Annotated in this window: 14 protein-coding genes, 1 pseudogene and 1 riboswitch; of the genes and pseudogenes, 10 read left to right on the forward strand and 5 right to left on the reverse strand. The window is 63.5% G+C overall.

The genetic code is table 11. The features are described from left to right. The first annotated feature begins 82 nt into the window (after positions 1–82). Positions 83–197: riboswitch (TPP riboswitch) on the forward strand. Between the two features lie 31 nt (positions 198–228). Beyond that, entirely contained in the window at positions 229–882 is a 654-nt protein-coding gene (locus G3436_RS18400; RefSeq protein WP_163947777.1) for a TenA family protein, read from the forward strand. 3 nt (positions 883–885) lie between these two features. Then, entirely contained in the window at positions 886–1545 is a 660-nt protein-coding gene (locus G3436_RS18405) for a TenA family protein (protein WP_163947780.1), read from the forward strand. A 111-nt stretch (positions 1546–1656) separates the two neighbouring features. On the opposite strand, the gene G3436_RS18410 is transcribed toward G3436_RS18405, so the two are convergent. Both G3436_RS18410 and G3436_RS18415 read right to left on the reverse strand, forming a co-directional pair. Next, the gene (locus G3436_RS18410) at positions 1657–2088 is read right to left on the reverse strand and encodes a RidA family protein (RefSeq protein ID WP_163947782.1); all 432 of its coding nucleotides are present in this window, start codon (positions 2086–2088) and stop codon (positions 1657–1659) included. Between the two features lie 69 nt (positions 2089–2157). Beyond that, positions 2158–2862 carry a FadR/GntR family transcriptional regulator gene (locus tag G3436_RS18415; RefSeq protein WP_163947783.1) on the reverse strand — a complete coding sequence of 235 codons (705 nt, stop codon included), beginning with the start codon at positions 2860–2862 and terminating at the stop codon, positions 2158–2160. A gap of 278 nt (positions 2863–3140) precedes the next feature. On the opposite strand from G3436_RS18415, the gene G3436_RS18420 reads away from it, so the two are divergent. The 7 genes and pseudogenes from G3436_RS18420 (at position 3141) to G3436_RS18450 (ending at position 8886) form a co-directional block, all read left to right on the forward strand. Further along, positions 3141–3926, forward strand: a complete 786-nt coding sequence (locus G3436_RS18420) for a transporter substrate-binding domain-containing protein (RefSeq protein WP_163947786.1) — start codon at positions 3141–3143, stop codon at positions 3924–3926. A 13-nt stretch (positions 3927–3939) separates the two neighbouring features. Next, positions 3940–4605 (forward strand): amino acid ABC transporter permease, encoded by a 666-nt coding sequence (locus tag G3436_RS18425; protein WP_163947789.1) that lies wholly within the window; start codon positions 3940–3942, stop codon positions 4603–4605. Then, a pseudogene (locus tag G3436_RS18430) lies at positions 4602–5250 on the forward strand (amino acid ABC transporter permease). The gene G3436_RS18425 and the pseudogene G3436_RS18430 overlap by 4 nt, the downstream one beginning before the upstream one ends. Further along, positions 5237–5965: an amino acid ABC transporter ATP-binding protein gene (locus tag G3436_RS18435; protein WP_163947792.1), complete on the forward strand. Its 729-nt coding sequence runs from the start codon at positions 5237–5239 to the stop codon at positions 5963–5965. Before G3436_RS18430 ends, G3436_RS18435 begins: the two are co-directional and overlap by 14 nt. 123 nt (positions 5966–6088) lie before the next feature. Next, on the forward strand, positions 6089–7051 hold the full coding sequence (locus G3436_RS18440) for a hypothetical protein (protein WP_163947795.1): 963 nt from the start codon (positions 6089–6091) through the stop codon (positions 7049–7051). 63 nt (positions 7052–7114) lie between these two features. Continuing rightward, positions 7115–7918 carry a hypothetical protein gene (locus G3436_RS18445; RefSeq protein WP_163947797.1) on the forward strand — a complete coding sequence of 268 codons (804 nt, stop codon included), beginning with the start codon at positions 7115–7117 and terminating at the stop codon, positions 7916–7918. A gap of 122 nt (positions 7919–8040) precedes the next feature. Beyond that, positions 8041–8886, forward strand: coding sequence for a site-specific integrase (locus tag G3436_RS18450; protein WP_338001284.1), 846 nt, complete (start codon positions 8041–8043; stop codon positions 8884–8886). Positions 8887–8947: 61 nt separating this feature from the next. Here G3436_RS18450 and acpP read toward each other — a convergent pair whose 3' ends face one another. From acpP to gspG, 3 genes are all read right to left on the reverse strand, one after another. After that, positions 8948–9187 carry an acyl carrier protein gene (gene acpP / locus G3436_RS18455; protein ID WP_163947799.1) on the reverse strand — a complete coding sequence of 80 codons (240 nt, stop codon included), beginning with the start codon at positions 9185–9187 and terminating at the stop codon, positions 8948–8950. Between the two features lie 114 nt (positions 9188–9301). After that, a complete protein-coding gene (locus G3436_RS18460; RefSeq protein ID WP_163947802.1) occupies positions 9302–10489 on the reverse strand; it encodes a type II secretion system F family protein in 1188 nt (395 codons plus the stop codon). Between the two features lie 9 nt (positions 10490–10498). After that, positions 10499–10924, reverse strand: coding sequence for a type II secretion system major pseudopilin GspG (gspG, locus tag G3436_RS18465; RefSeq protein ID WP_163947805.1), 426 nt, complete (start codon positions 10922–10924; stop codon positions 10499–10501). A 173-nt stretch (positions 10925–11097) separates the two neighbouring features. On the opposite strand from gspG, the gene G3436_RS18470 reads away from it, so the two are divergent. After that, the gene (locus tag G3436_RS18470; RefSeq protein ID WP_163947808.1) at positions 11098–11691 is read left to right on the forward strand and encodes a lytic transglycosylase domain-containing protein; all 594 of its coding nucleotides are present in this window, start codon (positions 11098–11100) and stop codon (positions 11689–11691) included. Positions 11692–11872: the final 181 nt, after the last annotated feature.

Raw genomic sequence — 11872 nt, forward strand, 5'->3', positions numbered from 1 at the left:
TGGCAAGCCAGCTCCCACCGTGCGCTGGCTTGCCAGCGAAAGGGCTAGGCTGGACAACATCGACCTTGCGGCTGTATACAGTGTGCCCACCAAGGGGAGCCCGGCACAGGGCTGAGAAACCGCAGGCGCAAGCAGCGCGGTGACCCTTTGAACCTGATCCGGATCATGCCGGCGAAGGGATGGGAGCTAGCGCCTGCCTTTTTGCCGGTCTCACTGCGAGGCCGCTCCATGACTGCCCCACACCGCTTCATCGATCACCTGCGCGCCCAGAGCGAACCCACCTGGTCGGCCGCCGTTGGCCATCGCTTCGTCACGCAACTGTGCGACGGCAGCCTGCCCGACCCGATCATGGTCCGCTACCTGGTGCAGGACCACCGCTTCATCGACAGTTTCCTCACCCTGCTGGGCGCCGCCATCGCCACCGCCGACACCTTCGACGCCCGCCTGCGCCTGGCGCGCTTTGCCGGCATGATCGCCAGCGACGAAAATACCTACTTCCTGCGCGCGTTCGAGGCGCTGGGCGTCACTGAAGCACAACGCCGCGCGCCGGCCGATACGCTGCCCACCACCGGCTTCAAGGCGATCATGCGTCAGGCCGCAGCCACGCGTTCGTATGCGGCGGTGCTGGCCGTGCTCAATGTGGCCGAGGGCCTGTACCTGGACTGGGCGCGCAAGGCGCCACAGCCTTTGCCAGACAATTTCGTGCACGCCGAGTGGATCACCCTGCACGACAACCCGGTATTCGCGGATTTCGTCGCGTTCCTGGGCGCCGAGCTGGACCGTGTGGGGCCCAATGAAAAAGCCATCAGCACCGACTTCTTCCTGCGCACGGTGACGCTGGAGAAGGAGTTTTTCGATGCCGTGTACGCGGCCGAGGATTGAAAAATGGATATTTTCGAGCGTTTGAAGGCCGCTGCGGCACCGGCGTGGTCGAGCTACGTCGACCACCGTTTCGTACGCCAGATGGGCGAGGGCAGCTTGCCCGAGCAGGCGTTCAGGACCTACCTGGTGCAGGACTACCTGTTCCTGATCCAGTTCGCCCGCGCCTGGGCGCTGGCGGCCTACAAGAGCCGCCGGCCTTCGGACATCCGTGCGGCGCAGGCGGGGTTGGCGGCGATTCTCGACGAGACCGACCTGCATGTGCGCCTGTGCGCGCGCTGGGGCTTGTCCAAGGCGGATATCGAGGCGGCACCGGAGCATCAGGCCACCGTGGCCTATACCCGCTTCGTGCTCGATTGCGGCGCGGCCGGGGATCTGCTCGACCTGCATGTGGCGCTGGCGCCGTGCGTGATCGGCTATGCCGAGATCGGCCGGGCATTGAGCCCCGATGGTGTGGCGGCGCTGGGCGATCACCCCTACCGCGAGTGGATTGGCGAGTACGCCGGCGAAGGGTATCAGGCGGTCGCCACGGCGGCGCGCCTGCACCTGGACGAGTTGGCGGCACGTAGCATGACCGAGCAGCGTTTTACCGAGCTGGTGGCGATATTTGCGCAGGCGTCGCGCCTGGAAGCGGATTTCTGGCAGATGGGATTGGCGGGGTACTGACGGGCGTCTTCGCTGGCAAGCCAGCTCCCACAGGTCCCTCACTGAATCCAGGAGCAGTGGGGTTCCTGTGGGAGCTGACCTGCCAGCGAAGACGGCAGTGGTCGTGACGACCTACCGTTGGGCAACCACCGCCGCCACCGCATCGATCTCGATCTGCATCCCGTCCAGCGCCAGCCGCGGCACGGGTATCAGCGTGCAGGTCGGCTTCATGTGCGTACCCCACGCCGCATTGGCAGCGGCTACCCACAATGCAAGCTTCGCTTCGCTGTGGTCGACGATCAGCAGGGTCAGCTTGAACACATCGGCCAGGTTCGCGCCTTTGGATTCGAGCGCGATACCCAGGTTGAGCAACGCCTGCCTGGCTTGCTCGGCAAAGTCCGCCGACAGCGTACCGGCAAGGTCTTCACCACCCTGGCCGGCGATGTACAACAGCTTGGCGGCGGTACTGACTTCTGCCACGTGCGAGTACGCATTGGCGCTGGGGTCGTAGAGGCCTTCAGGGTTAGACAGTTCGAAAGGGGCAGGGCGGTTGGCAAGGCTCATCAGGGCGACTCCGTTCAAAAGAGCCGCAAGGGTAAAACCTCGAGTTAGGTTGAGGTCAAGCGCCTGTCATCATCCCGAAAATACAATCCCGGTACGTGATGCGGCATTGCGCACATGCTCCTCCATCGCCTTCTTCGCCGCCGGCGCCGAATGCCGCGCCAGCGCGCGCAGGATTTTCCTGTGCTCCTGCCACGTTTCCAGCGCACGTTCCGGGCGAATGAAGGGCAGCTTCTGGCTCTCCGTGAAAATCGCCTTGCTGGTGGTGATGACGTTCAACATGGCCTGGTTGCCACTGGCTTCCAGGATGCGCCGGTGAAACTCGAAATCCAGCTGCGCTGCCGCCTCGAAGTGGCCAGCCTTGAGCTGCACGCGCATGGCCTCGACATTCTCGCTCAACGCATCGATGGCATCGGCCGTCAGCGCCGTGGCAGCCTGCCCGGCAGCGAAGCCCTCCAGCACGTAGCGCAACTGGAAGGTGTCGGCTGCCGACACCTGCTCGGCAAACGGCCAGGCAAACCAAGGGCTGGCCGGCTCGCTGGCGGTCGCTGTACCTTGTACGAATACACCCTTGCCCGGCTGCACACTGACTACCCCACGTGCGCTCAGCGACGACAACGCCTCGCGCAGCGACGCCCGGCTCACGCCCAGCTGTTCAGCCAGGTCGCGTTGCGAGGGCAGGGTATCGCCGGCCTGGTAGCCGCCGTCACGAATCAACCGCTGGATGCCTTGCATCGCCAGTTCCGGGACGGCCCCACGGGTGGGTGTTTCTAGCATCTGTTCAGACCAGTCAGCTCGATGAGCTGCTGTTTTACGACCTTTTCACCCTCAAGCGCAAGCATCGCCCCAGCCTGGCGCACGCCTGCGGGCCTTTGCCAGAAAGGGGTGCGCGCCGCGCACTGATCAGTCGGTCAGCTTCTCAACTGTTCAGACCAGTAAGACCGCCATGTGCGGCGACTCTACGGGCGAAACCACGGCTTTCGGCCGCTTTTGGCATGCCCGCTGCATTAGCCGCCCCAGCACCTTTCAACCGCCCAGACCCGAGGTCGTGACCCATGAGTAAATTTCGCACCCTGCTGCTTGCCACCGCGCTGTGCTCCGGCGCCCTGGTCCATCTCACCGCCCAGGCCGATGCATTAAGCGATATCAGCCAGCGCGGTGTGCTCAAGGTGGCGGTGCCGCAGGACTTCCCGCCATTCGGCTCGGTCGGCCCGGACCTCAAGCCGCGCGGCCTGGACATCGACACCGCGCAACTGCTGGCCGACAAGCTTGGGGTCAAGCTGGCGCTGACGCCGGTCAACAGCACCAATCGCATCCCGTTTCTCACCACTGGCAAGGTCGACCTGGTGATCTCCAGCCTGGGCAAGAACCCTGAGCGCGAAAAGGTCGTGGACTTCTCGGCACCCTACGCGCCGTTCTATCTCGGTGTGTTCGGGCCTGAAGGCAGTGCCGTCGACACTATCCAGGCCTTGGAGGGCAAGACCATCAGTGTCACCCGTGGCGCCATCGAAGACATGGAGCTGAGTGCGGTCGCGCCCAAGGGCGCAACCATCAAGCGCTTCGAGGACAACAACTCAACCATCGCCGCCTACCTGTCCGGCCAGGTCGACCTGATCGCCAGCGGCAGCGTGGTGATGTCGGCCATCGCGGCGAAGAACCCGGCCAAGGTGCCGGTGCTCAAGGTGCAGCTCAAGGACTCGCCGGTGTATGTGGGCCTGGCCAAGCAGGAGCCGGCCTTGCTCGCCAAGGTCAACACGATCCTGGCCGAGGCCAAGGCCGATGGCAGCCTTAACCGCAATGCCGAGAAGTGGTTGAAGCAACCACTGCCGGCCGGCTTCTGAGTGAGCACAGCCGATGGCCTATCAATTTGATTTTGCCCCGGTACTGCAGCAGGGCGACCTGCTGCTCAAGGGCGCACTGTTCACCCTGGAACTGACCGTGATCGGCAGCGTGCTCGGGGTTGCCCTGGGCCTGGTCGGTGCCGTGGTGCGAGCGTGGAACCTCAAACCGTTCAACTGGCTGTTCGGGGTGTACGTGGAGCTGATCCGCAACACGCCGTTCATTGTGCAGCTGTTTTTCATCTTCTTCGGCTTGCCCGCGCTGGGTGTGCGCATGAGCGAGTGGCAGGCGGCTGCGCTGGCGATGGTGATCAACCTGGGGGCGTACTCCACCGAGATCATTCGCGCCGGCATCCAGGCGATCCCGCGCGGGCAACTGGAGGCCGCCGCCGCCCTGGCCATGAGCCGCTTCGAGACGTTCCGCCACGTGGTCATCCGCCCGGCACTGGCCAAGGTATGGCCGGCGCTGTCGAGCCAGATCGTGATCGTCATGCTGGGCTCGGCGGTGTGTTCGCAGATCGCCACCGAGGAGTTGTCGTTCGCCGCCAACTTCATCCAGTCGCGCAACTTTCGCGCCTTTGAAACCTACCTGCTGACCACCCTGGTGTACTTGGCCATGGCCATTCTGGTACGCCAGTTGCTCAACGCGCTGGGTCGTCGCTTCGTGCTGGGGAGACGCTGATGGAATTTACCCTGTGGGACATCGTGCGCAACCTGCTGGTGGGGTTGCAGTGGACGCTGCTGCTGTCGCTGGTGGCCTTCGTGTTCGGCGGCGCCACCGGCCTGTTGATGCTGCTGGGACGCATCAGCGAGCAGCGTGTGCTGCGGGTGCTGGCGCGTGGGTATATCGAGTTGTTCCAGGGCACGCCATTGCTGATGCAGCTGTTCATGGTGTTCTTCGGTATTGCCCTGTTCGGGATCGACGTGTCGGCGTGGATGGCGGCGGCGATTGCGCTGACCCTGTTCACCAGCGCGTTTCTGGCCGAGATCTGGCGCGGCTGCGTCGAGTCGATTCCGCGCGGGCAGTGGGAGGCGAGTGCGAGCCTGGCGCTCAACCGCTTCGAGCAGTTGCGTTACATCGTGCTGCCCCAGGCGTTGCGTATTGCGGTGGCGCCGACTGTGGGGTTTTCGGTGCAGGTGGTCAAGGGCACGGCGGTCACCTCGATCATGCTTTACCGAACTGACCAAGACCGGCGGCATGCTTGCCAATGCCACCTTCGAACCGTTCATGGTGTATGGCCTGGTTGCGCTGGGCTACTTCCTGTTGTGTTTCCCGTTGTCGCTGGGTGCCCGTCACCTGGAGAGGAGGCTGTATGTCGCTGGTTAGAGTGTCTGCGTTGCACAAGTATTACGGTGATAACCACGTGCTCAAGGGCATCGACCTGAGCATCGAGCCAGGCGAGGTGGTCGCGATCATTGGCCGTAGCGGGTCGGGCAAGAGCACCTTGTTGCGTACGCTCAATGGCCTGGAGTCGATCAACGATGGGGTGATCGAAGTCGATGGCCAATACCTCGACGCGCAGCGTGCAGACCTGCGCAGCTTGCGCCAGAAAGTGGGCATGATCTTCCAGCAGTTCAACCTGTTCCCGCACCTGAGTGTGGGTGAGAACGTGATGCTGGCCCCGCAACTGGTGAAGAAGACGGGTAAAGCCGAGGTGCGCGCGCTGGCCGAGAAAATGCTGGAGCGGGTAGGGCTGGGCAACAAGTTCGATGCCTATCCGGACCAACTGTCTGGCGGACAGCAGCAGCGGGTGGCGATTGCGCGTGCGCTGGCGATGTCGCCCAAGGTGTTGCTGTGCGACGAGATCACTTCGGCGCTGGACCCGGAGCTGGTGAACGAGGTGCTCAGTGTGGTGCGTGAACTGGCCCGTGAAGGCATGACCCTGGTAATGGTCACCCACGAGATGCGTTTTGCCCGCGAGGTGGGCGACAAACTGGTGTTCATGCACCATGGCAAGGTGCATGAGATGGGGGATCCGAAGGTACTGTTCGATGCGCCGCAGACGCTGGAACTGGCCAACTTCATTGGGCGCGTGAGTTGAACAAGGTTGCCAACGCCGACCTGACAGGCCCTGGCACGTCGCAATAGATCGAGGTGGGGCCGGCAGCGCGTGATCTATAGTGCTTGATGACGCTGTGTGTTCAGCCACCATGGAGCCTCAAGCGTGAAATGCACGACACTCTCGGTACTGCTGGCCTACTTGGTCTGGGCGATCGTGAACGCGTTGCTGTGGAACAGCAACACGGCCATCGGGGTGTATGTGCTGACCATCGTGGGAACCGCGCTGCGGGTTCGCCGCAGAAACTGGGTCGACAAGTCACTCACCGATCGCCTCTACCATTCGTTGGTGGCGCTGGTGGTGGCGTTGGTGTTTGTCTACGAGACGCCTGGCCGCCAACGGGTGGAACTGGGGGTGCGTTACGTCGACACCAGCGCACAGCGAGACGCCGCCGAGCAGGAAACCATGCGGCTCAGTAGCCGCATTCTGAATGTGCACACACTCATCCAGCGGCTCGACACCACGCGTCAGGACCTGCCCGCCGCCATACGCCAATCGGCGTTGCTGGCGCATCAGGCGGCGCAGAAGGACGCCGACGAGCGTTGCCTGGAGTTCTACCGCTTGGATCAGGAGGAGCGCCGGCGCGCCGCCCAAGCCACTGGCGCTCAGGCACGACAGCCGGGCATGGAAGGGCTTGGTTACATCCAGTTGTGCAAAATGCAGCAGGATCAGGTCGAGCATCCCCTGCGCCAGCCGCTGGAGCAACTGCAGTCACTGGATGTGTTGAAGGAGCTGGGGCCGCAATTGGAGCAGGCGCCGCAACTGGACAGCACCCTGATGGTGGACGGGCACCGCTATGTGCTTTCTGAAGTGTCCGACGCGTTGAGCCAACCGCACAGCATCGTCCTGCTCACCGAAAAGCGCACGGCGGCGCAGGATCGGCAACGCTCGCTGGGCCTGCGCCTGGAAACGATCGAGGGGGAACGCAAGGGATTGGATGACCCCAGGCACCTCACCCGCCTGGATACCTGGATTGGCACGTTGATCAAGTCGGGCTGGCCGTTCCTGTTGATCGCGCTGCTGGGGCTGAAACTCTCGGTGTACGAGAAGCCGGCCGCGCAGACGTGAAGCTTGCCGCTACCGGTGCGCTACTGCATCCTGCACCCCCGCCACTGTCATGGATGCAGGCGCATGCCTCGGTTCCAACGCATCACCTTGGGCTTCACCCTGGCCATCGGCCTGTTGCTTGGCGGCTGCGTCAGGGATCATGGCATAAACCCGCTGCCCCTGCGTTTCCAGTCGTTCAGCGACAACACGTACCGCTACGACCTGCGTTTTCAGGCCGACGAAGACCTGCTCAGCCTGTTCGAACGCCACACCGGCAACGGCCAGATCGGCGAACGACTGGTGTGCGCGCTGGACGGTGACGAGAACTTCGACCTGGAGCACGTCATCACCTACAACCTGAGCGGCTCACCCGAGTTCGAAAGCAATGCGCCCGATGGCAGTTTCAACTACCTGGCACGCATGAGCTTCGACAAGACCTTGCCGAGCCGCTCCAGCAGCACCGAGCTCACCCCGCAGACCATCCGGCGCCTGCTCGAGAAACGCACCACGATCCCCTGCAAGCTGTATATCACCGCGTTCCCGTATCACGCCTATTTCACGCTGGTGATGCGCATCCCCGTTTCGGTCTTGCTGGCCGAGGTGGAAAAGCATGATTACAGCCCGTACATCGCGCCCTATGTATGGTCAGCGCCAGTGCTACCCGACAGCACGCCGCTGGCGCCCTTCGCAAAGCAGGTGGACGCGACGATCTACAGCGCACGCCTGCCCATCACCGACCCCGATACCGGCGAGCCGGCGCCGCGCGTGGCCTATGTGATCCAGCGCAAGGATGGCTATCTGGAATACGGCACCAGCGATGCCGAGGGCTACACCCATGAGGTCATGTCGCTGACCCGGGAAACCATCAAGCTTTACCGGGTGGACTAGGGGTATCATCCCCGGCCTGTTCTTGTTGTACTGCCCTAGAGGAACCCAACGGTTTGCCTGATTCACTGCACAATCCGCTGCTGCAATACCTTGCCCGCCTGGCGCCTTCCAGCCAGCTGACCATGAAGTACATCCTGCAGGATGCGGCCGATCGCCTGGACTTCGAGGACACCGACATCAAGGAGGTGCCCTGGCACCTGCTCGAACCGGGGCACGTCACCGCGCTGGTGGCGGCGTTGCGTGCCGATGGCTACGCACCGAACACCACGTCGCTGTACGTCAACGCCATCCGCGGGGTGATGAACGAAGCCTGGCGCCTGAGCCTGATCGGCCAGGAGCAGTTGCTCAAGATCCGCACGGTCAAGGCCACCCAGGGCACGCGCCTGCCAGTAGGGCGCAACCTCAAGCGCACGCTGATTCGCGAACTGATGGAGGCCTGCGCCGCCGACCCGCGCCCGCAAGGGCTGCGTGATGCGGCGGTGATCGCCTTGCTGTATGGCACCGGCATGCGCAAAAGCGAGTCGGTCAACCTTGGCCTGGCGCAGATCGATTTCAGCGAGCGCAGCCTGCAGGTGGTGGGCAAGGGCAACAAGCAGCTGATCAAGTACGCGCCGGCCTGGGCGTTTGAAAAGCTCAATGCCTGGCTCGCATTGCGCCGTTCGCAACTGCCCGAGGGGCAGGCCGACGACGACTTCCTGTTCAACCGCATCCGCCGCGGCAGCCATATCACTCGCGAGCGCATCACCAAGCATGCGATCTACTACATCGCCCGTCAGCGCGGCACCCAGGTGGGGGTCAAGATCATGCCCCACGATTTTCGTCGCTCGTTCATTACCCGCGTGATCGAGGAGCACGACCTGTCGATCGCGCAGAAGCTGGCGCACCACAGCAACATCCAGACCACCGCCAACTACGATATGCGCGACGACAACGAGCGGCGCCGGGCGGTGGACAGGTTTGATTGTTGATGCGTGATCAAGCGTGACCACAACTTGGGCGGCAGCAGGTCAGTTTGATTGCGGACGGCGTTCAAGAGGGGCTCGTTTTGGTTACGTAGTCGATTACGTCCTTGATGGTGATGAATTTGCTTGCGTCTTGCTCTGGAATCGTCAGGGCAAATTCGTCCTCAATTGCCATTATCAACTCCACTGTCTCCAGCGAGTCTGCTCCGAGGTCATCTACCACGCTTGAGCTCGGTTTGAGCTCATTCTTGGGGATCCTCAATTGTTCGGCCATAACGGAAATCACCCTTGTCTCGATAGTCGCCATCCCATCTACCTCGTGCTGCGCTCAGGTGTCCTGCTGCTTGATTCAAACACCTTGCATGACATTGCGAAACTGGCAGAAATGCCAGTTCGCGGGCATGGCGCCCAAGGCCGATCCCTAATGAATACTCGACGCCAGCTCGAAGATCGGCATGTACATCAGGATCACGATCACCCCGATCAGCAACCCGATGAAGGTCATCAGCAGCGGTTCGAACAGGCGCACGAACCATTCGATCCAGCGGCTGATCTCTTCGTCATAGAAGTCTGCGCTGCGCTCCATCATCTGGCCCACGTTGCCCGACTGCTCGCCAGCCCGCAGCAGGCGCAGCGACACCGGCGTTACCAGCTCACCGGCCTGCAGCGCCGCCGACAGCGACAAGCCTTCGCGGACCCGTTCACAGGCCTGGTCCAGCCGCTCGCCGGCCGCAGTGCCAAGCAGGCCGCGGGCCATGCCCATCGCGGTGAGGATCGGGATACCCCCCTGCAACAGAATCCCCAGCGAACGATAGAAGCGCGCCAGTTCGTACATCACCAGGCGTCGGTGCAAGGCCGGCAGCCGCTCCAGCTGCCGTGTGAGCCAGCGGCGCACCGCCGGCTGGCGCTGCAGCACGGCGAGGGCGATCACCCCGCCAACGGTCGCGCCGCCCAGTGCCGCCTGATGGGCATGCAGGAACAACCCGGCCTGCATCAGCATCTGCGACAGCCATGGCAGGCTTGCCCCCAGGCCTTCGAACACCAGGCTGAAGCGTGGCACCACATAGCCCAGCAGAAACAGCACCACGCCACCGCCCACCAGCAACAGCAGCAACGGGTAGATGGATGCGCTGACGATCTTCTGCCGCACCTCGTCCATGCGTTGGCGGTACGCGACGTAGCGGCCAAGTGCCTCGGCCAGGGCACCGGTCTTTTCGCTCGACTGCACCAGCGCCACGTACAGCGCCGGGAACACTGCCGGCAACTGGCCCAGCGCCTGGGACAACGACTTGCCTTCGTACAGCAGGCGTACCAGTTCATCGAGGGTCTTGCGCGCCTGGGGCGCGGTCTCTTTCTCGGCCAGGCTCTGCAACGCGTCGATCAGTGGCAGGCCGGCGTTGAGCAGGGTGGTCAGCTCCTGGCTGAACAGCACCAGGTTGAAGGCTTCACGGCGTCGCCAGCGCAGCCGCCCGAAACGCTCGGCGCTGCGCAGGCTGACCACGCGCAGGCCTTGCTGCTCGGCCATCTGGCGAGCCTGGGCGGGGTCTTGCGCGTCGAGTTCAAGGGCCACCACGCCGGCCTTGCCCAGGGCCTTGAGGGCGAATCGCATGGTCGCCTCCTACTGCCAACTGGTGATTTCGGCGTTCTCGCCGTCACCACCGGGCTGGCCGTCCTTGCCCATCGACAGCAGGTCGTACTCGCCGTTCTCGCCGGGGTAGCGGTAGATGTAGTTATGCCCCCATGGGTCTTGCGGCACCTTTTTCTGCAGGTACGGGCCCGACCAGCGCGCTTCGTCGCTGGGAGGGCTGACCAGTGCCTGCAGGCCCTGTTCGGCCGAAGGGTAATGGCCGACCTCCAGCCGGTATAGGTCCAGCGCCTTGCTCAGGCCCTCGATCTGCGCCCGCGCCACCTTGGCCTCCGAGCGGCCCAGTTGGCTGAAGTATTTGGGTGCGACGATGCCGGCCAGCAGGCCGAGCACCACCAGTACCACCAGCAGTTCGAGCAGGGTGAAGCCGCGTTGTGCGAAGCGTTTCTTATCGTTCATGGGCGGGGCCTCCGTCAGGTTGCCAAGGGCCTCATGCAATAGTCATGCGCGACTTGGTCGGGTGCTGCCTGGGCGCGGGTGCAAGCCGGCACAGTGCTTGCGTTAACCCCTGAAAGCCTCGCCAAGCGGGGGATAACCCCCACTTTTTGGGGACGCGACGGGGAGGCGGCGGCATGCGCATTCTGACCACAGCAGTACTGGCCTGGCTGGCGATCACGCCAGCGGTCCAGGCCGACGTGTACATCTCGGTGTCGGCCAACGGCAGCTACGTGCTGTCCAATGTTCATCGGCCTGGGCGCCATTACCAGCGGGTGGTGGCCGAGCCGGGCGCGGTGGCGCAGGCCAGCAGTGCCGGGCCGCAGTTGATTACCGGCATGCCATACGCTGAGCTGATTGCCGCGGCGGCCCAGGCCAACGATGTGCCGGCGGCGTTGCTGCATGCGGTGGTGCAGGCCGAGTCGCGCTACAACCCCAATGCGCGCTCGCCCAAGGGCGCGGTGGGGTTGATGCAATTGATGCCCGATACTGCGCGAGAGTTGGGGGTGGATGATGCGTTGGACCCGGCTGCCAATTTGCAGGGTGGGGCGCGTTATCTCAAACGCATGCTGACCTTGTTCGACAACGACGTGAGCCTTGCGGTGGCGGCGTACAACGCGGGTCCGGATGCGGTGATGAGCCGGGGCAAGGTGATCCCTCCGTTTGCTGAAACCCAGCGCTATGTGCCGAGTGTGATGAAGCAGTATCGGCGGTTGCAGGGGTTGCTGTAGGGGGTGGGGTTGGTGGGGGCATCCAAATCTGCAGGCGAACCCCCAAGGCTGGCAACTCAAATCTCACAGGCCATGGCACGTTGCAACAAATGTCGGGAGCTGCGGTGCGACGACTCGACTTGCCAGCGAAGCGCCGCGCGGCGCGCTCGATCTTGAGAGCGCTGGTGAATTCAAGACATGC

Origin of the sequence: Pseudomonas brassicae (assembly GCF_010671725.1) — a bacterium.
Classification (GTDB): Bacteria; Pseudomonadota; Gammaproteobacteria; order Pseudomonadales; family Pseudomonadaceae; genus Aquipseudomonas; species Aquipseudomonas brassicae.

Bases quoted from the DNA above. Each gene is read 5' to 3' on its own strand.
- G3436_RS18445 (WP_163947797.1), top strand. From the start codon at position 7,115: ATGCCTCGGTTCCAACGCATCACCTTGGGCTTCACCCTGGCCATCGGC.
- G3436_RS18400 (WP_163947777.1), top strand. From the start codon at position 229: ATGACTGCCCCACACCGCTTCATCGATCACCTGCGCGCCCAGAGCGAA.
- G3436_RS18405 (WP_163947780.1), top strand. From the start codon at position 886: ATGGATATTTTCGAGCGTTTGAAGGCCGCTGCGGCACCGGCGTGGTCG.
- G3436_RS18450 (WP_338001284.1), top strand. From the start codon at position 8,041: ATGAAGTACATCCTGCAGGATGCGGCCGATCGCCTGGACTTCGAGGAC.
- G3436_RS18470 (WP_163947808.1), top strand. From the start codon at position 11,098: ATGCGCATTCTGACCACAGCAGTACTGGCCTGGCTGGCGATCACGCCA.
- G3436_RS18460 (WP_163947802.1), bottom strand. From the start codon at position 10,489: ATGCGATTCGCCCTCAAGGCCCTGGGCAAGGCCGGCGTGGTGGCCCTT.
- G3436_RS18410 (WP_163947782.1), bottom strand. From the start codon at position 2,088: ATGAGCCTTGCCAACCGCCCTGCCCCTTTCGAACTGTCTAACCCTGAA.
- G3436_RS18415 (WP_163947783.1), bottom strand. From the start codon at position 2,862: ATGCTAGAAACACCCACCCGTGGGGCCGTCCCGGAACTGGCGATGCAA.
- acpP (WP_163947799.1), bottom strand. From the start codon at position 9,187: ATGGCGACTATCGAGACAAGGGTGATTTCCGTTATGGCCGAACAATTG.
- G3436_RS18435 (WP_163947792.1), top strand. From the start codon at position 5,237: ATGTCGCTGGTTAGAGTGTCTGCGTTGCACAAGTATTACGGTGATAAC.
- gspG (WP_163947805.1), bottom strand. From the start codon at position 10,924: ATGAACGATAAGAAACGCTTCGCACAACGCGGCTTCACCCTGCTCGAA.
- G3436_RS18425 (WP_163947789.1), top strand. From the start codon at position 3,940: ATGGCCTATCAATTTGATTTTGCCCCGGTACTGCAGCAGGGCGACCTG.
- G3436_RS18420 (WP_163947786.1), top strand. From the start codon at position 3,141: ATGAGTAAATTTCGCACCCTGCTGCTTGCCACCGCGCTGTGCTCCGGC.